This window comes from Sphingomonas endophytica (genome assembly GCF_001476895.1).
GTDB classification, from domain to species: domain Bacteria; phylum Pseudomonadota; class Alphaproteobacteria; order Sphingomonadales; family Sphingomonadaceae; genus Sphingomonas; species Sphingomonas endophytica_A.
Window position 1 is genome coordinate 58330 of the sequence record NZ_LDTB01000007.1, and the last position, 19039, is coordinate 77368.

General features: G+C 68.4%; 26 protein-coding genes. 20 read left to right on the forward strand and 6 right to left on the reverse strand.

Features of this window, described 5'->3' with window-relative positions; translation table 11 throughout:
• Nucleotides 1-100: 100 nt before the first annotated feature.
• The 5 genes from NS334_RS02635 to NS334_RS02655 form a co-directional block, all read right to left on the reverse strand.
• A complete protein-coding gene (locus tag NS334_RS02635) occupies nt 101-412 on the reverse strand; it encodes a flagellar protein FlgN (RefSeq protein WP_058754426.1) in 312 nt (103 codons plus the stop codon).
• A complete protein-coding gene (gene flgM, locus NS334_RS02640) occupies nt 399-707 on the reverse strand; it encodes a flagellar biosynthesis anti-sigma factor FlgM (RefSeq protein WP_083500216.1) in 309 nt (102 codons plus the stop codon). Before flgM ends, NS334_RS02635 begins: the two co-directional genes overlap by 14 nt.
• Before the next feature lie 67 nt (nt 708-774).
• Nucleotides 775-1290 carry a flagella basal body P-ring formation protein FlgA gene (locus NS334_RS02645; RefSeq protein ID WP_058754428.1) on the reverse strand — a complete coding sequence of 172 codons (516 nt, stop codon included), beginning with the start codon at nt 1288-1290 and terminating at the stop codon, nt 775-777.
• Nucleotides 1287-1811: an OmpA family protein gene (locus NS334_RS02650; protein WP_241491783.1), complete on the reverse strand. Its 525-nt coding sequence runs from the start codon at nt 1809-1811 to the stop codon at nt 1287-1289. The genes NS334_RS02645 and NS334_RS02650 overlap by 4 nt, the downstream gene beginning before the upstream one ends.
• Complete coding sequence (locus NS334_RS02655) at nt 1808-2503, reverse strand: motility protein A (RefSeq protein WP_058754429.1); 696 nt, start codon at nt 2501-2503, stop codon at nt 1808-1810. The genes NS334_RS02650 and NS334_RS02655 overlap by 4 nt, the downstream gene beginning before the upstream one ends.
• Before the next feature lie 218 nt (nt 2504-2721).
• On the opposite strand from NS334_RS02655, the gene NS334_RS02660 reads away from it, so the two are divergent.
• From NS334_RS02660 to NS334_RS02720, 13 genes are all read left to right on the forward strand, one after another.
• Entirely contained in the window at nt 2722-3072 is a 351-nt protein-coding gene (locus NS334_RS02660) for a flagellar basal body rod protein FlgB (protein ID WP_058754463.1), read from the forward strand.
• A gap of 3 nt (nt 3073-3075) precedes the next feature.
• Entirely contained in the window at nt 3076-3486 is a 411-nt protein-coding gene (flgC, locus tag NS334_RS02665) for a flagellar basal body rod protein FlgC (protein WP_058754430.1), read from the forward strand.
• 2 nt (nt 3487-3488) lie between these two features.
• Nucleotides 3489-4196 (forward strand): flagellar hook assembly protein FlgD, encoded by a 708-nt coding sequence (locus NS334_RS02670; RefSeq protein ID WP_058754431.1) that lies wholly within the window; start codon nt 3489-3491, stop codon nt 4194-4196.
• A 39-nt stretch (nt 4197-4235) separates the two neighbouring features.
• The gene (locus tag NS334_RS02675) at nt 4236-5534 is read left to right on the forward strand and encodes a flagellar hook protein FlgE (RefSeq protein ID WP_058754432.1); all 1299 of its coding nucleotides are present in this window, start codon (nt 4236-4238) and stop codon (nt 5532-5534) included.
• A gap of 35 nt (nt 5535-5569) precedes the next feature.
• Complete coding sequence (locus NS334_RS02680; RefSeq protein WP_058754433.1) at nt 5570-6322, forward strand: flagellar basal body rod protein FlgF; 753 nt, start codon at nt 5570-5572, stop codon at nt 6320-6322.
• A 15-nt stretch (nt 6323-6337) separates the two neighbouring features.
• Nucleotides 6338-7129: a flagellar basal-body rod protein FlgG gene (flgG, locus tag NS334_RS02685; RefSeq protein ID WP_058754434.1), complete on the forward strand. Its 792-nt coding sequence runs from the start codon at nt 6338-6340 to the stop codon at nt 7127-7129.
• 8 nt (nt 7130-7137) lie between these two features.
• Nucleotides 7138-7890, forward strand: coding sequence for a flagellar basal body L-ring protein FlgH (locus NS334_RS02690; protein ID WP_083500219.1), 753 nt, complete (start codon nt 7138-7140; stop codon nt 7888-7890).
• Nucleotides 7890-8996 (forward strand): flagellar basal body P-ring protein FlgI, encoded by a 1107-nt coding sequence (locus tag NS334_RS02695; protein WP_058754435.1) that lies wholly within the window; start codon nt 7890-7892, stop codon nt 8994-8996. Before NS334_RS02690 ends, NS334_RS02695 begins: the two co-directional genes overlap by 1 nt.
• A complete protein-coding gene (locus NS334_RS02700) occupies nt 8996-9340 on the forward strand; it encodes a rod-binding protein (RefSeq protein WP_083500217.1) in 345 nt (114 codons plus the stop codon). The genes NS334_RS02695 and NS334_RS02700 overlap by 1 nt, the downstream gene beginning before the upstream one ends.
• Nucleotides 9341-9410: 70 nt before the next feature.
• Nucleotides 9411-10754, forward strand: coding sequence for a flagellar hook-associated protein FlgK (gene flgK / locus NS334_RS02705; protein ID WP_058754436.1), 1344 nt, complete (start codon nt 9411-9413; stop codon nt 10752-10754).
• A gap of 26 nt (nt 10755-10780) precedes the next feature.
• Complete coding sequence (locus NS334_RS02710) at nt 10781-11656, forward strand: flagellin (RefSeq protein WP_193752987.1); 876 nt, start codon at nt 10781-10783, stop codon at nt 11654-11656.
• 180 nt (nt 11657-11836) lie between these two features.
• The gene (gene motA, locus NS334_RS02715; RefSeq protein ID WP_058754438.1) at nt 11837-12700 is read left to right on the forward strand and encodes a flagellar motor stator protein MotA; all 864 of its coding nucleotides are present in this window, start codon (nt 11837-11839) and stop codon (nt 12698-12700) included.
• Between the two features lie 5 nt (nt 12701-12705).
• Nucleotides 12706-13608 (forward strand): flagellar motor protein MotB, encoded by a 903-nt coding sequence (locus NS334_RS02720; RefSeq protein ID WP_058754439.1) that lies wholly within the window; start codon nt 12706-12708, stop codon nt 13606-13608.
• Nucleotides 13609-13615: 7 nt separating this feature from the next.
• On the opposite strand, the gene NS334_RS02725 is transcribed toward NS334_RS02720, so the two are convergent.
• Nucleotides 13616-14782, reverse strand: coding sequence for an acyltransferase family protein (locus NS334_RS02725; protein ID WP_058754440.1), 1167 nt, complete (start codon nt 14780-14782; stop codon nt 13616-13618).
• Nucleotides 14783-14855: 73 nt separating this feature from the next.
• Between NS334_RS02725 and ispG the strand changes: the two genes are divergently transcribed.
• From ispG to NS334_RS02760, 7 genes are all read left to right on the forward strand, one after another.
• Nucleotides 14856-15980 carry a flavodoxin-dependent (E)-4-hydroxy-3-methylbut-2-enyl-diphosphate synthase gene (ispG, locus tag NS334_RS02730; RefSeq protein WP_058754441.1) on the forward strand — a complete coding sequence of 375 codons (1125 nt, stop codon included), beginning with the start codon at nt 14856-14858 and terminating at the stop codon, nt 15978-15980.
• Nucleotides 15981-16016: 36 nt separating this feature from the next.
• The gene (locus NS334_RS02735; RefSeq protein ID WP_058754442.1) at nt 16017-16295 is read left to right on the forward strand and encodes an AbrB/MazE/SpoVT family DNA-binding domain-containing protein; all 279 of its coding nucleotides are present in this window, start codon (nt 16017-16019) and stop codon (nt 16293-16295) included.
• Nucleotides 16292-16672 carry a type II toxin-antitoxin system VapC family toxin gene (locus tag NS334_RS02740; RefSeq protein ID WP_058754443.1) on the forward strand — a complete coding sequence of 127 codons (381 nt, stop codon included), beginning with the start codon at nt 16292-16294 and terminating at the stop codon, nt 16670-16672. The genes NS334_RS02735 and NS334_RS02740 overlap by 4 nt, the downstream gene beginning before the upstream one ends.
• A complete protein-coding gene (locus NS334_RS02745; protein ID WP_058754444.1) occupies nt 16669-17571 on the forward strand; it encodes a DMT family transporter in 903 nt (300 codons plus the stop codon). Before NS334_RS02740 ends, NS334_RS02745 begins: the two co-directional genes overlap by 4 nt.
• A gap of 143 nt (nt 17572-17714) precedes the next feature.
• Nucleotides 17715-18197 (forward strand): GNAT family N-acetyltransferase, encoded by a 483-nt coding sequence (locus tag NS334_RS02750; protein WP_058754445.1) that lies wholly within the window; start codon nt 17715-17717, stop codon nt 18195-18197.
• Nucleotides 18197-18517 (forward strand): DMT family transporter, encoded by a 321-nt coding sequence (locus tag NS334_RS02755; protein WP_058754446.1) that lies wholly within the window; start codon nt 18197-18199, stop codon nt 18515-18517. Before NS334_RS02750 ends, NS334_RS02755 begins: the two co-directional genes overlap by 1 nt.
• A gap of 144 nt (nt 18518-18661) precedes the next feature.
• The gene (locus tag NS334_RS02760) at nt 18662-19039 is read left to right on the forward strand and encodes a TfoX/Sxy family protein (protein ID WP_058754447.1); all 378 of its coding nucleotides are present in this window, start codon (nt 18662-18664) and stop codon (nt 19037-19039) included.

Here is a 19039-nt window from a genome sequence, read left to right on the forward strand (position 1 = left end):
GGTGGTGACGGCGGCCGGGCGTCAAGTGGTTTCCCCCAAACGCCAAAACGCCCCGGCGGTGGGGCCGGGGCGCTTTCGGTGTCAGCGGTGGCGGGGGGCGTCAGGCGTAGGCGGCGCCCCCGCGGCCATAGGCGTTGCCGGGTTGACCGGAAAGAAGTTGCAGGCGGCGGCGAACATTTGCCGCCATCAGGTTCACGTAGATGCGGCAGGTGTCGTTGAGGCGATCCGCCTCCTCCACCAGCCCGCGCAGTTCCGGCGTCGCGGGGCCGTCACCCAGCTGACGCAGCTCCTCGATCACGCTCAGCTTGTGGGCGGTCGCACGCTCCAGCGCGTTCATGTCGTTGCTTTTCAGCGCGGCGATCTCCGCATGGAGCAGGTCGATCACGCGGATCAGCGCGTCACGCCTGTTCATTGCGGCTCACCCAGTCGTAGCGCAGCGCGATGAACTGGTCGGCGATCGTCGATGGCGACAGCGGGAAGGTGCCGTTCGCCAGCGCGGTCTTGATCTGCTGCACGCGGTCGGCATTCACCGGCGGCTCGGCCGCCATGGCGCTGGCCATCGCGCCCGGCGCCTGCGTCGCGTCGGCCGGCGCCGCCTTCGCGGTCGGCGCGACCTCGGCGACCGGCGTGGCCGCGCTGCTGCGTTGTACGGTCGAGACGGGCGCCAAGCCCGCCCTGACCGTTGATGATCCTATCGATTCCACCATGTCCACACCTGTGGCTTTCCGCTGACACCGGCAGAAACGACCGCATGGAGGGTGGCTTTAGCACTTTTTATTCCGGCCAGCCGGGCAGCGTCGCGCGACCGGCATCGACCGCCACCGCCTGCACCGGGCGATTGTCGTCGCCGACGCGGACCATCACCCGCGCGCCCGGCGCGGCATCGGCCATCGCCACGCCGTCGCGCGTGATCGCAAAGCCGTCCGCCCCGGCCTCGATCGTCACCGGATCGCCGCGCCGGATCACCGGCTCGGCGCGCGGCGACGACGCGGTGGGGCCACCCGATCGCGCGATCGCCGGGGTGGCGCCGGCGGCGCGTGGCGGCGCGATCACCGGCACGAACACCCGCCATGCCGGCTCGGCGCACGCGACGACGACCGCATCGTGCGCGTCGGTGCGCCATGACAGCGCGACCATCGAGCAGGTGGCGAGCCGCAGGCGCGGATCGACCGGCGCGCGCGCGCCGCCCTCGCTGCCGATCGGACGCGTGGTGAAGGCGGCGACCGCGCGGTCGAGCGCGGCGGTATCCTGGAAGCTGAGCGCCGCGGCGGCGGCAAGCAAGGCGATCATGGTCGGGTTCCCTGGGTTTCGCCCGCGAAGGCGAGCGTGACGACGACCGACCGGGGCCCGTGCGCCGGGGTCGTGGAAAGGATCAGGCGGTTGTCTGGGATGCCGCCCGCCGTCAGGGCGGCGGCGACCGCGCGCGCGCGATCGGCGGCCAGCATGGTGGCGCTGCGCGTGGCCGGATCGACATCCTGCGCGCTGCCGTCGGTCGCGCCCGTGACGGTCAGGCGCACGCGCGGATCGCGCAATTCGCCCCGCGCCCAGCCGACGAGCATGGCGGTCGGCTGCGGCAGCGCCGCGCTGCCCGGCGCGAAGCCGGCGATCCCGTGGCTGGCGACCGGCATCGCGGCGGGCGCGGGTTCCACGCCGAAGCCTTCCGCGATGCCGCGCGCCAGTTCGTGCGGGCTCAGAGTCTGGTTCGCCTGCAACAACACGAAGAAGCCGACCAGCAACAGCGCGAGATCGGCCAGCGTGATCAGCCACACCGGGCGCGAGGGCTGGACGTCCAGCAGCTCGTCGTCGCTCATGCCGCGGCCTCGCGCGCGGGCACGACCGTCATCGGCGGCGGCTCCGTGTCCGGCACGCGTGTGCGAGGACGCGGCGCCTCGCGCTCCGCCAGTTCGGCGAGCGGGGCGACCAGCTGCGCGCGTCCGGCCGCCTCGGCGCGTGCGGCGACGCGCAGGCGGGCCGCGACCGGCATCGCGACCAGATTGGCGAGCAGCGCGCCATACAAGGTGGCCAGCAACGCCACCGCCATCGCGGCGCCGATCGCCTGCGGGTCGCTCATCCGCGTGAACATCGCCACCAGCCCGATCAGCGTGCCGATCATCCCCATCGCCGGGGCGGTCTCGGCCATGCCGGTCCAGCATTCGATGACGATCCGGTGGCGCTCGGCGCGGCGCCGGCGCGCCGCGTCGAGCGCCTCGACCACGGCCGCTGCCTGCGCGCCATCGACGATCAGCGCGATGGCGCCCGCCACATCGGCGTCGCGGATCACGCTGCGGTCCAGCGCGTGCACGCCGTGGCGTTGCGCGATCCGTGCCAGCGCGGTGATCTGCTCCAGCCGCGCATCGGCCCGGAAGCGGCGGCGCGGCAGGACGCGCAGCGCCAGCAACGCGCTGCCCAGATCGCGCACCGGCGTGCGCAGGGTCGTCGCCAGGATCGTACCGCCCAGCACGATCGCCAGTGCGATGGGGTCGAGGAAGATCGCGGGTGTCATGCCCCTCTGACTGCAAGGCGCGGGCCAAGTGACTCGCGCGCCGTCGGTCCGCACCGGCAACCGGTGTGGCGGCAACCCGCCTTGCCGGCAAGCGGCAAGCGCTTGCCGGTTGCCCCGTCCCACACGCGCCGCATCGCTCTGCGACGTATTTGGCACGCCCCTTGCTGATGGTCGGACATGCTTGGGCGCGATGGTCGCGCATGGAGGAGGCGAGGCCGATGGCCGAGGGATTGTTCGGAGTTCATGCCGCCGCGCTGGAGGTGCGTGCGCAACGCATGGGCGTGCTGGCGTCGAACATCGCCAATGCCTCCACGCCCAACTTCAAGGCGCGCGACATCGACTTCAAGGCCGCGCTGAGCGCGGTCGAGGGGCAGCCGGGCGGCGTCGGCGCCGATCTGGGGGGGGCGGTAAAGTATCGCGTACCGACCAACCCGTCGATGGACGGCAACACCGTCGAGCTGACGACCGAGCAGACCGCCTTCGCCGAGAACGCCGTCCAGTATCAGACGACGCTGGCGTTCCTGAACGGCCGCATCGGCACGCTCACCCGCGCGCTGAAGGGAGAATAAGGCATGTCGAACCCGTCGATGTCGATCTTCCAGGTCGCGGGGCGCGCGATGTCGGCGCAGCTGACGCGCATGAACACGACCGCCTCGAACCTCGCCAACGCCGGCGGGGTCGCGGGCAGCGAGGACGCCGCCTACAAGACGATGAAGCCGGTGTTCCGCACCAGCTTCGACCAGGCCACCGGCCTGTCGACGGTCGACGTGCAGCAGATCGTCACCGCCGGCGAGAAGCCCACCAAGCGCTACGATCCCAATCATCCGCTGGCCGACAAGGACGGCAACGTCTTCGACGCGGCGGTCGATGAATCGCGCGAGCTGGTCGACATGATGGAGACCGCGCGCAGCTACCAGAACAACGTCGAGGTGATGCAGACCGCCAAGACGCTGATCCTCGACACTCTCAAAATGGGTCGCTGAGCATGAGCACCGCCATTTCCGCCACCGACAAGGCCGCGCAGGACGCGATCTACGCCGCCGCCGGCGTCGCGCAGGCGCAACCGAAGACGAACGCCACCGCCACCACCGGCAAGTCGACGCTGGGTCAGAAGGACTTCGTGCGCCTGATGACCGCGCAGCTCCAGTATCAGGATCCGTTCAACCCGCAGGACAATACGCAGATGGTCGCGCAGATGGCGACCTTCTCGCAGGTCGCCGGGATCAGCGAGATGAGCAGCACGCTGGCCGGCATCGCCAACCGCCTGGGCACCACCACGTCCAGCGAGGCGATGAGCTTCGTCGGCCGCACCGTCCTGACCGAGGGCAAGACCGCCTATGAGCGGACCAGCGGCGGGATCATGGGCGGCGTGGAGCTGGCCAATTCGGCCACCGACGTCAGCGTCACGATCACCGACAAGAACGGCCTGACGGTCAAGGATATCCAGCTCGGCAAGCAGGAGGCCGGCACCGTCGACTTCACGTGGGACGGCAAGGACGGCGAGGGCAACAAGGTCGAGAACGGCCCCTATACCGTCACCGTCGAGGCCGCGAACGGCAGCACGATCGTCGAGGCCAAGCCGCTGGTCTGGGCGCCGGTCGAAACCGTCAGCCTGTCGGCGGGCAGCGAGCCGGTCCTGAACGTCACCGGCCTCGGCAAGGTCGATCCCGCCGCGGTCCGCAAGGTCGCCTGATCCCCCCTTTTCACTCGATTACCCCCAGGAGCACACCCCATGTCCTTCTTCACCTCGCTTTCGGGCCTCCAGGCCATGCAGACCGACATGTCGGTCATCAGCCACAACCTGGCCAACGTCTCCACCAACGGGTTCAAGAAGAGCCGGACCGCGTTCGCCGACGTCATCTCGTCGAACGTCTCGACCGATCCGCGCAAGATGGTCGGCTCGGGCGTGTCGGTGAAGGGCACGGTTCAGCAGTTCTCGGACGGTTCGTCGAACCAGACCAAGAGCGCGCTCGATATGCAGATCCTGGGTGAGGGCTTCTTCGTCGTGAAGTCGACCGGCCTGTCGGATCAGATCAACTACACCCGCACCGGCGCGTTCACGGTCGACGACAGTCGCAACGTGATCGATGCGCAGGGCAGCTATCTGATGGTCTATCCGGTCGACAACGACGGCAACGTCACCGCGACCGGCGACAAATCGCTGACCAACCTGCAGATCCAGCCGACCAGCGGCTCGCCCAAGAAGACCGAGAACGTCGCGACCAAGGTGCAGATCCCCTCGACCGCGACCGTCAAGGATGCGACCAAGTTCAAGCGCACCGACACCACCACGTACAACAACTCGGTCGCGACCCGCGTCTATGACGCGAACGGCAATCCGATGACGATGACCAGCTATTACGTGCGGACCGCGGAAGGCGACCCGAATGCAAAGGATGCCAACGGCAACGCGAAGCCCAACACCGGCACTTGGCAGGTCTTCACCTACGTCGGTGAAACGATGCTGACCCCGGACGGCGCCGCCGCCCCGGGCCCGATCACGCAGACCTACGACACGACCGGTGCGCTGGTCGCTCCCACCGCGATCCAGTTCAAGCCGTTCATCCCGGCCTCGGGCGCGGCGCAACAGGCGATCAAGCTCGACCTGACCGGCTCGACGCAGACCGCGGCGGCGGCGGCGGTCAGCAACCGCGTGCAGGACGGCGTCGCGGTCGGCCAGCTCGTCGGTATCACCGTCGACGACGCCGGCATCATCAAGGCCAGCTATTCCAACTCGGACATCGTGCCGCTGGGCAAGGTGGCGATCGCGAAGTTCTCCGCGCCGACCGGCCTGCGGCAGGCGGGCAGCAACTATTGGCAGGCGACGGGTATCTCGGGGAAGGCGACGCTCGGCTTCGCCGCCGCCGAGGGCTTCGGCAGCCTGAAGTCGGGTCAGCTCGAAGGGTCAAACGTCGACATCACCGAGGAGCTGGTCAACCTGATCGCGGCGCAGCGCAACTTCCAGGCGAACTCGAAGGCGCTCGATACCGCGACGCAGGTGTCGCAGTCGATCTTCAACATCCGCGCCTGACCGGCGTCGGTTCGGCTCCGTCGGAGAGGATGTAAGTGGACAAGCTGGTCTATACCGCGGCGACGGGCCTGCGCGCGCACATGCAGTCGCAGGCCGCGATCGCCAACAACATGGCGAACGCCTCCACCACCGGCTTCCGGGCCGATCGCGTGGTGTTCGACCGCATCATCCTGTCCGATGGATCGCAGCAATTGTCGGCGCGCCAGCCGACGTCGGAAGAGGTGCGCGACGCCGATCGCGCGCCGGGTGTCATCCAGCAGACCGGGCGCTCGCTCGACGTGGCGATGGGCGATGCCGACAAATGGCTGGCGGTGCAGGCCTCCGACGGGTCTGAGGCGTACACCCGGCGCGGCGACCTGTCGGTTTCCGCCTCGGGCGCGCTTCAGACCGGCGACGGCTTCCTCGTCATGGGGCAGGGCGGGCCGGTCACGCTGCCACCTTACGATTCGATCTCGATCGGTTCGGACGGCGCGATCTCGATCGTGCCCCAGGGCGACAAGACCGGACAGACGCAGGTCGTCGACACGCTGAAGATCGTGTCGAGCAAGGGCAGCGACACGGTCAAGGGGCTCGACAATCTGATGCGCGTGCGCGGCGGCGGCGTGATGCCCGCCGATCTCAACGCATCGATCACCAGCGGCGCGCTGGAAGGCTCCAACGTCAACATGACCCAGGCGCTGGTCGACATGATCGAGAACCAGCGCAGCTACGAAGTGCAGGCCAACCTGTTGAAGGAGGCCAAGTCCATGGACGAATCGAGCGCATCGGTGATGCGCCTGCCGGGCTGAGGGAAGGAATAGCCGATGACCACCGCCGCCATGCACATCGCGCGTACCGGGCTGGATGCCCAGGACACGCGGATGCGCGTCATCTCGAACAACCTCGCCAACGTCGCCACCACCGGCTTCAAGCGCGATCGCGCCGCGTTCGAGACCCTGTCCTATCAGGTCGTCACCGCGCCGGGCGCGCAATCGACGTCGGAGAGCAAATATGCCACCGGGCTGAATCTCGGCACCGGCGTGCGCGTGCAGGGCACGTCGCGCACCGAGACGCAGGGGTCGATGAACCAGACCGGCAACAGCCTGGACCTGGCGCTCGACGGCGGCGGCTATTTCCAGGTGCAATTGCCCGGCGGTCAGTTGGGCTACACCCGCGCCGGCAATTTCTCGCGCTCGCCGGAGGGGTTGCTGATCACCAGCCAGGGCTATCAGGTGATGCCCGGCATCACGATCCCGCCCAATGCGACGCAGATCACGATCGGCACCGACGGCACCGTCTCGGCCGAGATTCCGGGGCAGACCGGATCGCAGAACCTGGGCCAGATCCAGATCGCCAGTTTCCCGAATCCCGCCGGGCTGCAATCGGCCGGCGACAATTACCTGACCGAGACGACGTCGAGCGGCGCGGCCAACATGGGCGTGCCGGGCGACGACGGGCGCGGCAAGGTGCGGCAGGGGTCGCTGGAGGCCAGCAACGTCAACGTCGTCGAGGAACTGGTCGACATGATCGAGACGCAGCGCGCCTATGAGGTCAATTCCAAGATGATCTCCGCCACCGACGACATGTTGAAATACGTTAACCAGAACATGTCATGAGTCGGATCATGATCGAATCGTTCCCTTCTCCCGCCGTCGCTCCGCTGCCCCGCCGCCTTCGTACCGGCATCGGCGCGCTGCTGGGCGCGCTGGCCGCCGCGGCGCTGGTGCCGGCGCCCGCGCACGCCAGCATCTTCGGCAAGGTGCTGAAGCGCAAACCCGCCGAGGATTTCACCGCCGTGCGCGTCGCGCCGTCGGCCCCCACGCCGGTCGCGCCGGTCGCCAACGGTTCGATCTTCCAGGCGGCGGACGGCTATGCCGCGCTGTACGAGGGGTGGCGCGCGCGCCGCGTCGGCGATCCGCTGACGATCGTGCTGACCGAACGCACCGCCGCGTCCAAGTCCTCGACATCGAAGATCGATTCCAAGGGGCAGTTCGGGCTGGTCCCGCCGTCGACGGGGCCGCTCGGCGGTCTGCTCCGCAGCACCGACGTCGGCGCCAGCGGCAATCGCGGCTTCAACGGCACGGGCAGCGCCGATCAGGCCAATTCGCTGTCGGGCGAGGTGTCGGTGACGGTCGCGGAGGTCTATCCGAACGGCACGATGCTGGTGCGCGGGCAGAAGCGCGTGACGCTGAACCGCGGCGACGAATTCGTCCAGATCAAGGGCATCGTGCGCAGCGCCGACATCGATCGCGACAATCGTGTCGAATCGACCCGCGTCGCCGATGCGCAGATCGCCTATACCGGCAAGGGCGACGTCGCCCGCGCCAGCCGTCAGGGCTGGCTGTCCCGCTTCTTCCAGGTGGTGAGCCCGTTCTGATGCTGCGCACGCTCTTCATCGCGCTGCTGGCGCTGCTGGCGTCGATTCCGGCCGCCGCGCCGGCGCACGCCGACCGGATCAAGGATCTCGGCGGGTTTCAGGGCATCCGCTCCAACCAGCTCACCGGCTATGGCGTGGTCGTCGGCCTGCCGGGCACCGGCGACGACAATCTCGAATATACCGTGCAGTCGGTGAAGGCGGTCGCGTCGCGCTTCGGGCTACAACTGCCCGCCGGCGCCAATCCGGGGCTGAAGAACGCCGCGGTCGTGCTGATCACCGCCGACCTGCCGCCCTTCGCCAAGCCGGGGCAGAAGATCGACATCACCGTGGCGTCGATGGGCAAGGCCAAGAGCTTGCGCGGCGGCGCGCTGGTGCTCACCCCGCTGCTGGGCGCCGATGGACAGGTCTATGCGATGGCGCAGGGCAATCTGGCGGTCGGCGGGCTGGGCGCGGAGGGCGCGGACGGATCGAAGATCGTCGTCAACATCCCCTCCACCGGGCGCATCCCGGAGGGCGCGACCGTCGAGCGCGCGGTCGCGACCGGCTTCGCCGATTCGCCGTTCCTGACCTACAATCTCGCCCGCGCCGACTTCACCACCGCGCAGAACGTCGCGGCGGCGATCAACCGCAAGCTCGGCTTCGGCACCGCGCAGGCGATCGACGCGGTGTCGGTCGCGGTGCGCGCGCCGGTCGGCGCCGACGTGCGCGCGACGCTGATGAGCGAGATCGAGAATCTCGACGCCTCGACCGCCGAGCCCTCGGCGAAGGTGATCGTCAACGCGCGCACCGGCACGGTCGTCATCAACTCCGCGGTCCGGCTCGCGCCCGCCGCCGTCACCCACGGCAAGCTGACGGTGCGGATCGACGAGAGTCAGCGCGTCAGCCAGCCCGCGCCGTTCAGCCAGGGCCAGACCGCGCTGGAGAACCGCTCCAACGTGCAGGTCAGCGAGGAGAAGAAGCCGATGTTCCTGCTGTCGCCCGGGCCGAAGCTGGCCGATGTCGTCAAGGCGGTGAACGCGATCGGCGCGTCGCCGGCCGATCTGGTCGCGATCCTGGAGGCGCTGAAGGAAGCCGGCGCGCTCAAGGCCGAACTGGTGGTGCTGTAATGGACGCGGTCGGACCGATCAGCGGCGCCACCGGGCTGGACACCGGCCTGTCGCGCGCCGCGACGCGCGCGAACCTCGACAAGGCGGCGCAGCAGTTCGAGGCCGTGTTCACCGGCATGATGCTGAAATCGATGCGCCAGGCCAAGCTCGCCGATCCGCTGATCGACAGCAAGGCGATGGAGACGTTCCGCGACATGAGCGACCAGAAGGTCGTGCAGCAGATGGCGGAACACACCCCGCTCGGCATCGGCGCGGCGATGAGCAAGTTCCTGGCGCAGGCGCAGCCGGAGCTGGGATCGGAGCCGGCCTCCGCGGCGCAAAACACGCCAACGACAAAGCCTTGACGGCCGCGCGAGTCCGGCGACTCGCACGCCTTAAACCCGATTTTAACCCGACTCGTGCCACCCTGTCCGCATGGCTGATCTGCTCTCCATCGGCGCTTCGGGCGTGCGCACGTATCAGACGGCGCTGACGACGACGTCGGAGAACATCGCCAATGCCGGCAACGCGTCCTATGTGCGGCGCACGCCCAGCATCCGCGAGATCAGCGGCGGCACCGGCTACAATACGTCATCGCCCAACGGCATGGGCTCCTCGGCGTTCAACATCCTGCGCTCCGGCAATGCCTATGCGGATCAGTCGCTGCGCACCGCCGCGTCGGACCTGTCGCGGACCGAGGCGGGGTCGGTGTGGCTGGAGCGGATCGAGACCGCGCTGGGCAGCGGGCAATTGTCCTCGCGACTGACCAGTTTCTTCGCGGCCGGCACGGCGTTGCAGGCCGATCCCACATCCGCCGCCCTGCGTGCCGGGATGCTGAGCGCGGGTTCGTCGGTCGCCGATGCCTTCGGCGTTACCGCGCGCGCGCTGGACGATGCCGCCGCCGAGCTGGACGGTCAGGCCGGACAGGCCGCCGCCGAGCTGACGCGGCTCAACCAGGCGGTGCTGAAGGTCAATCAGGGGCTGGTGCGTACCGCGCCCGGCACATCGGCGATGGCCGGGTTGATGGACCAGCGCGACGACCTGTTGCAGCAGATGAGCGCGCTGACCGACGTCGACGTGAAGATCGACGATTATGGCCGCGCCACCGTCCGGGCCGGCGGACCCAATGGCCCGGTGCTGGTCGATCCGCGCGACGCCAGCGAGGTGGCCTATGGCCGCACCGGCAACAATGTCGCGGTGGCGGTACGCCCGCCGACCGGCAATCCGACGCTGTTCGCCCCGGACGGCGGGACGCTGGCCGGGATGGTGGAGGGCGCACAGCGCATCGCTTCGAATCGCGACGCGCTCGGGCGGGTCGCCAAGGATCTGACCGAGACCGTCAACACGCTCCAGGCGCAGGGCGACGACCTGAAGGGCGTCGCGGGCACCGACTTCTTCCAGTCGAGCGCGACCGACCCAACCAGCTTCACGGTCAAGCTGACGAACGGCGACAAGATCGCGGCGGCGGCGCGCGCCGGCGGCTCGCGCGACGCGACGAACCTTGCCGCGCTGGCCGGCCAGCGAACCGCGATGGGCTTCGAAAGCCGCGTGCAGGGGCTGGTCACCGACAATGCGGCGACGCTGAAGCAGCGGCGGCTGGTGGCCGAGGCGCAGACGACGATCCGCGACGGTGCGATCACCACGCGCTCCGAACTCACCGGCGTCAATCTGGATAACGAGGCGGTCGACCTGCTGAAGTTTCAGCAGGCCTATCAGGCGTCGAGCCGCGTCATCCAGGTCGCCAAGGAAACCTTCCAGTCGATCCTCGAGATCAGGTAAGCGCGATGCAGATCTCCAGCAGCCTCATGTTCGATCGGTCCGCGTCCCGGATGGGCACGCTGATGGCGATCGCGGCCAAGCTCCAGACGCAGATCGCGACCGGCAAGAAGATGACTTCGCCGTCGGAGGATGTCGCGGTCGGGCAGCAGCTCGCCGAATTCGATCGCAAGAATATCGATGCCGCCGCGTACACGTCGAACATGAACATGTCGGCGTCGATGCTGTCGCAGGCCGATACGACGCTCGATTCGATCGTGACCCAGATGCAGCGCGCGACCGAGCTGACGGTGCGCGCCGGCAACGGCTCGCTCAGCGTCCAGGATCGGCAGGTGATCGGCGACGAGCTGAAGGCGGTCGTCGACACGCTGATCGGTCTCGGCAACGTCAGCGATTCGAATGGCCGCGCCCTGTTCGGCAGCGCGTCGGGCACGCCGGCGATCACGAAGAACGCGGACGGCACCTTCACCTACAATACCGCGCCATCGCTGTCGGAGGTGCCGATCGCCGACAACATGTCGATCCAGCCGACCGAAACCGCCGCGCGCGTTTTCCAGAGTCCGGCGGGCGACACGCTGTCCATCCTCAGCCAGCTCGCCGCGTCGCTCCAGGCGGGCGACACGACCGGCGAATCGGCGCGCAACGTGCTCGACAAGGTGAACACCGCGACCGATCAGGTGTCGATCGTTCAGTCCTCGGTCGGCGCGCGCGCCGCGCGGGTCGAACTGCAGCAGACGTTGCAGGAGAACATCTCGGCCGATCGTGAGGAGCTGCGCTCGTCGCTGGAGGACACCGACCTCACCAGCGCCGCCGCCGAATTCGCCAAGACGATGACGATCCTGAACGCGACGCAGTCCAGCTTCTCCAAATTGTCGCAGCTTTCGCTGTTCAGCTACCTGCGCTGATCTCTCTCCCTCGCCGCATGCCGCGCCGTCCGGGTCGCACCCGGGCGGGCGTCGTCGCATGTGGCGCGGTATCGCGTCGCGCCGTCACGATAAACGCCGCAACGGTAACCACTTCTCCACCGCTGCCGGGTTAACCACGGGCCTCGAGAATCGTCCCGTCAGCGAATTGGGGAAACACGCATGTTTGCGGCCATCGGCCTCGTCGTCCTGCTCGGTATGGTGTTCGGCGGATTCGCCATCACCGGCGGCAACCTGGAGCCCGTGTTCGAGGCGATCCCGCACGAGATGCTCATCATCGGCGGCGCGGCGGCGGGCGCGCTCATCATCGGCAACTCGATGGGTGAGCTGAAGGCGATGGGCGGCGGCATCGGCAAGGTGTTCAAGGGCCCGAAGTACAAGAAGCAGGATTATCTCGACGTCATCTTCCTGGTCAGCAAGCTGATGAAGATGCTGCGGATGGAAGGACCGATCGCGCTGGAGCCGCATGTCGAGGATCCCAAGTCCTCGGCGGTGTTCGCCGAATATCCCAAGCTGCTGAAGGACCATACGCTCGTCAACCTGATCGCCGACACGCTGCGGCTGGTCGTCGTGTCCTCGGGCACGCTCGACGTTCACGCGGTCGAGGAAGTCATGGACAATGCGATCAAGACCCACCACCACGAGGTCGAGGGGCCGGAGCATACGCTCCAGAGCCTCGCCGACGCGCTGCCCGCGCTCGGCATCGTCGCGGCGGTGCTCGGCATCGTGAAGACGATGGGCTCGATCGACAAGCCGCCATCGGTGCTGGGCGGCATGATCGGCTCGGCGCTGGTCGGCACGTTCATGGGCGTGTTGCTGGCCTATGGCATCGTCAATCCGTTCGCGGGCCGGCTGAAGCAGGTCGTGGCGGCGGACGGCGCGATCTATCATGTGGTAAAGCAGATCATCATCGCCTCGCTGCACGGCCATCCGCAGCCGCTGGTGATCGAGGCGGCACGCTCGGGGATCGATCACAAGAACCAGCCCGGCTTCGCCGAGGTCTTCGACGGCCTGCGCGGTAAGTAAACGCGATGGCCAAGGCACCGCACGGCAAGAACGAGCCGCCCAAGATCGTCATCGTCAAGAAGATCACGGTCGTCGGCGGCGGGCACCACGGCGGCGCGTGGAAGGTCGCCTATGCCGATTTCGTGACCGCGATGATGGCGTTCTTCCTGCTGCTCTGGCTGCTGGGCGCCACCACCGAGAAGCAGCGCAAGGGTATCGCGGACTATTTCGCGCCGACGCTGATCGACAAGAAGCGCGTCGGTATCGGTGGTCAGGGCATCGGCGGCGGCGAATCGCTGACATCGAAGGAGAAGATCGGCCCGAAGGCGGGCACGTCCGATCTGCACGCGCTGGCGCTCGTCACCGACCGGCCCGTCGGTGAGGCCAAGGGCTTCGGCCAGAAGGGCTCGCTGCGCAGCTCGGCGGAGATCGCCAAGGAGGATGCCAAGAACTTCAAGCGGCTGCGCGAGGAGGTGATGACCCGCATCGCCGCCAATCGCGCGCTGGCGAAGCTGGCCAAGCATATCCGCTTCACGATGACGCAGGACGGGATGCGGATCGATCTGGTCGACGATGCCGATTATTCGATGTTCGCGGTCGGCACGACGGCGCTGGCCAGCGATGCGTCCGAACTGATCGGAATGGTGTCGGACGGGATCAGGGAGATGCCCAATCCGATCATGATCCGCGGCCATACCGACAGCCTGGGCTATGGCGATCCGCGCGCGATGAACAACTGGATGCTCTCGTCGGGCCGTGCGGAGGCGACGCGGCGGCGGATGGCGCTGGCCGGCATCCCCGAATCGCACTTCAACCGGATCGAGGGCGTCGCCGACCGCGAGCCGATGATCGCCGACAATCCCATGGACCCGCGCAACCGCCGCGTGGCGATCACCCTGCTCTACCGCGCGACGACCTTCGGGCAGTAGCGGGGTATCACATCAGCGCCGGTCGCGGATCGACATGCGTGCGGCGCGAGGCGTGCCGCCGCAGCCCGATCAGTGGTCGCAGCGGCCCGATCGCGCGACCGCCGAGGTAGAAGCCCCAGCAGCCCGCGACCGTCGCCACCACCAGCAGCGCGAAGTTCGCCCAGCCCGGCAGCGCCAGCGGCCGCAGCCAGAAGGCGATCAGCACGATCAGCGACTGGTGGATCAGGTAGAAAGGGAACACCGCTTCGGTCAGCATCGGTCGCCAGCGGTGGTCGCGGTTCCAGTGGCCATCGGCATAGCCGATCAGCGCCGCCACCGCCGTCCACCCCTCCACCGCCCGCGCCAGCGAGAAGACGATCCCCCAGGGGTGCGGCATCGTGCTGCCCGGCCAGCGGATCTCGATCCCGGCGACGAGCAGATAGGCGGCGACCGCGATCGCCGCCGACGCCTTCCACCGCGCGACCAGCGCCGCCAGCGTATGCGGCGCGCACGCCAGCGCGAAGCCGAACAGGAAGGCGGGAAAATAGCTGAAATGCGCCACCCAGTCGTCCGCCAGCGCGTGCGTCTCGCGCCCGCCCGGAAACAGCGCGAAGTTGACCAGCACCAGCCAGGCGATCGGCACCATCAGCAGCGCGGGCCCGCGCATCATCCACGCGAACCCGGCCTGCAGCGCGCGCGTCGCCACGCCCGGCAGCACCGCCGCCCCCAGCGCCAGCGCCAGCGTGTAGACCCAGAGATAGGCGACGAACCACAGATGGTTCCAGGCCGGCAGGAACAATGGGCCCACGACCGCGAACCGGAAATAATCGTGCATCCAGAAGTGCCCGAACCCCGCAGCATAGCCGTACTTCTCGGACAGCTCGACCCAGGGCTGGACCGGCACGATCACGACGATGCCGAAGATCAGCGGCACCAGCAGCCGGAGCGAGCGCTGCCGCGCGAACCGCCATGGCACCTTGTTGCGGGTCAGCAGCGCGCGGCTGGCATAGCCCGACACGACGAACAGCAGCGACAGCCGCCACGGGTTCGACGCCATCATCGGCACCGCCACCCACCACGCGCCGGGCAGCTTGGCGTGGAAATCCCATGGCACGAACACCATGCCGACATGATAGAGGATCAGGATCGCGAACGCCCCGATGCGAAGCCAGTCCAGGCCGTAATGACGCTGCATCCGCCGCCGCCTAGCAAAATGCGCACGTTCTCGCGACTTTGAACTGCCACGCGGGAGGCGTATAGGGGCGGGCATGTCGATCCGTCCGTGGCGCGATATCGCGCGTCGTCCCAGCCGCCAGATCATGGTCGGCAACGTCCCCGTCGGTGGGGATGCCCCCGTCACCGTGCAGACGATGACCAACACCCCGACCGAGGATGCCGCCGCGACGATCGACCAGATCCGCCGCTGCGAGGAGGCCGGCGCCGACATCATCCGCGTCAGCTGCCCCGACGTCGCCTCCACCGCCGCGCTCGGCCAGATCGTCCGCGCGGCGAAGGTGCCGATCGTCGCCGACATCCACTTCCACTACAAGCGCGCGCTGGAGGCAGCGGACGCGGGCGCGGCGTGCCTGCGCATCAATCCCGGCAACATCGGCTCGTCCGAGCGCGTCGCGGAGGTGGTGCGCGCCGCCAAGGCGAACGGCTGCGCGATCCGCATCGGGGTCAACGCCGGGTCGCTGGAAAAGGACCTGCTCGAAAAATACGGCGAGCCGTGCCCCGAGGCATTGGTCGAATCCGCGCTCGACCATATCAAGCTGCTCCAGGACCACGATTTCCACGAATATAAGGTCGCGGTGAAGGCGTCGGACGTCTTCCTCGCGGTCGCCGCCTATCAGGGGCTGGCCGAGGCGACCGACTGCCCGCTGCATCTGGGCATCACCGAGGCGGGCGGGCTGATCGGCGGCACGGTGAAATCGTCGATCGGGCTCGGCTCGCTGCTCTGGTTCGGTATCGGCGACACGATCCGCGTCTCGCTGTCGGCAGAGCCGGAAGAGGAAGTCCGCGTCGGCTTCGAGATCCTGAAGGCGCTCGGCATCCGCAATCGCGGCGTGCGCGTGGTGAGCTGCCCGAGCTGCGCGCGGCAGGGCTTCGACGTCATCCGCACCGTGCAGGCACTGGAGGAACGGCTCCAGCACATCCGCACCCCGATGAGCCTGTCGGTGCTCGGCTGCGTCGTCAACGGCCCCGGCGAGGCGCGCGAAACCGACATCGGCATTACCGGCGGCGGCAACGGCAAGCACATGGTCTATCTGTCGGGCGTCACCGACCACCATGTCCAGGACGCCGACATGATCGACCATATCGTCAAGCTGGTCGAGGCGAAGGCCGCCGAGATCGAGGCGGCCGACGCGGCGGCGAAGCTGGTCGCGGCATAGGTCCTGTGCTATATGTCAGGTCCTGGAGGGCCTGACATGACCTACCATGCGAAAGTGATTGCCGGCGGCAAGATCGTCATACCGGCGGATCTACGACGCGAACTCGGCATCAAGGACGGCGATTCGGTCATCATCGACCGGGACGCCTCTGGCGCGATGGTGCTCAAGACACACGCGCAGATCGTTCGCGAAGTGCAGGACATCTTTCGCCCCTTCCGCGATCCGGCCCGCGGTATCGTCGATGAATTGCTGGCCGGGCGACGTGAAGAGCAGAAGCGCGAAAGCGACGCCGCCGATGCCGCCTCTGCGGCATGACCATCGTCATCGACGCTTCCGCTCTGCTGGCGCTCCTGTTCGACGAGCCGGGTGGTGAGGCCGTGCTGCCACTGGTCCGTGGCGCCTTGCTGTCGGCAGTCAATCTCGACGAGGTGCTCCATAAATGCACGCGGCGCGGCATCGACGCGACGGCGGTGCTGGATAGCGTCCGGCGTCTCGAGGTGATCGTCATTCCCTTCGATGCGGAGCAGGCGCTGGTCAGCGCGACGCTTCACGCGCGCGCGCAGGCGTGGCGGCTGTCCTTCGCCGACCGCGCCTGTCTGGCACTCGGCAACATGCAGGGCGCGACGATTGTGACGGCTGATCGCGCGTGGCAGGCGTTCGATGGCGACGCCGACATCCGCCTCATCCGGTGACCACCCCCCGCCACCTCTCCCCCGCGCTGGCGCTCGCCGTGGCGGCGGGCGGGATCGGGCTGTTCTCGATCATGGACGCCTTCATGAAGTCGCTGGTGATCGCGATCGGCGTCTATAACGCGCTGCTCTGGCGCACGATGCTGTCGACCGTCATCGGCGGGGTCGCGTGGCGCGCCGGCGGCGGGCGGCGGATCGGCGCGCGGGCGCTCCGGCTGCATGTCGCGCGCGGCAGCCTCACCACCGCGATGGCGCTGCTGTTCTTCTGGGGTCTGGGCCGCGTGCCGATGGCGCAGGCGATCGCGCTCACCTACATCGCGCCGCTGCTGGCGCTGCTGCTCGGCGCGTGGTTGCTGGGCGAGCGCGTCGGGGCGCGCGTGGTCGGTGCCTCGATCGCCGCCCTCGTGGGGGTGGCGGTGATCCTCGCCGGGCAGGCGCGGATGGCGCTGGGGCCGGAGGCATTGTGGGGCGCGGGCGCGATCCTGCTGTCGGCGATCCTCTATGCCGGCAATCTGATCGTCGCGCGGCTCCAGAGTCAGGCCGCCGCCCCGCGCGAGATCGCGTTCGTGCAGTCGGCGGTGACGGCGACACTGCTGCTATGCGCCGCGCCATGGCTCGCCGTGCTGCCCCCGCCCGAGGCGTGGTGGAAGATCGCGGTCGCCGCCGCGCTGGCAGCGGGCTCGCTGTTCCTGCTCGGCTGGGCCTATGCCCACGCCGAGGCGGGGTTCCTCGCGACGACCGAATATACGTCGTTCGTCTATGCGGCGGTGCTGGGCTGGCTGTTCTTCGGCGAGGCGGTCGCGCCGACGACGCTGCTGGGGGCAGGGGTGATCGTCGCCGCCTGCCTCTACGCCGCCCGTCGCCGCGCGGTGCCACAAGGCGCACTCGAAGGCGCGGCCTGACCCCGCCAATTCCGTCATTCCCGCGAAGGCGGGAATCCAGACGCGCAGGTCCTCGCAAGGGTCGAAACGTCAGAGGTTCTGGATTCCCGCCGTTGCGGGAATGGCCGTTGGGTGCCGGCACCGAACCCGGTACACCGCTTCCCATGACCGTCACGATCCGCCCCGCGACCCCCGCCGACGTCCCGACGATGCTCGGCTTCATTCGCGACCTCGCCACCTTCGAGAAACAACCCGACGCGGTAGAGGCCACCGAGCCGATGCTCCACGACGCGCTGTTCGGTGCGCATCCCGCGGCCGAGGGGCTGATCGCCGATCTCGACGGTCGCGCGGTCGGCTTCGCGATCTTCTATCTCACCTTCTCCACCTGGACCGGCAAGCGCGGCATCTGGCTCGACGACCTCTATATCGCGCCCGCGGCACGCGGGCAGGGCGCGGGCGCGGCACTGTTGCAGTCACTCGCCGGGATCGCGGTCGATCGCGGCTATGCGCGCTTCGAATGGTGGGTGCTCGACTGGAATACCCCGGCGATCGATTTCTACCGCGCCAAGGGAGCGATCGCGCAGGACGAATGGACCGTGCAGCGCGTCGATGGCGATGCGCTCCGCCTTCTCGCGGGGCGCGGCTGATGGCGTGGTTGTGGCTGATCGCCGGTGGCCTGTTCGAGATCGGGTTCACCACCTGCCTGCGCAACGCCGACGGCTTCCGGCATGTCGGCTGGACGCTCGGCTTCCTCGCCTCGGTGTCGCTGTCGATGCTGCTGCTGGAGGTCGCTGCGCGCAGCATCCCGATGGGAACCGCCTATGCGGTCTGGACCGGGATCGGTGCGCTCGGCACCGTCCTGACCGGCATCCTGTTCTACGGAGAGGTGGCGACGCCGCTGCGGCTGCTGCTGATCCTCGGCGCGGTCGGCTGTATCGCCGGGCTGAAGCTGACGGCCGGTCATTAGAACGAGATGGTGTGCGATTGACTCACCCCGTCATTGCGAGCGGAGCGAAGCAATCCAGTCCCGGACCAGGACGCCCTGGATTGCTTCGCTCCGCTCGCAATGACGGAATCGCTCGACGTCATCATGCAAAGGGGAGAGCGAGTGATGGCGCTCGACCACGGGTTGATCGACTGGATCGCCGAGGCGCTGGCGGCGGAAGGTGTCGTCACGCACCGGCGGATGATGGGCGGCGCGACGCTCTACCTCGACGGCACGGTATTCGCGATCGTCGGCGGCGACGGCGGTTTGTGGTTCAAGGGCGATGCCGAGAGCGACGCGACCTGGGACGCGGCGGGCTGCGCGCGCTTCACCCATGAGCGCGGCGACGGGACGATCGCGTCGATGAACTATCGCCGCGCGCCGGAGGATTGCTACGACGATGCGGAGGCGGCGCGGGAATGGGCGCTGCTGGGCGTCGCGGCCGGGCGGCGCGCGCCGGCAAAGAAAAAGCCCTCTTCCCGAAGGAAGAGGGCCTCATCATGA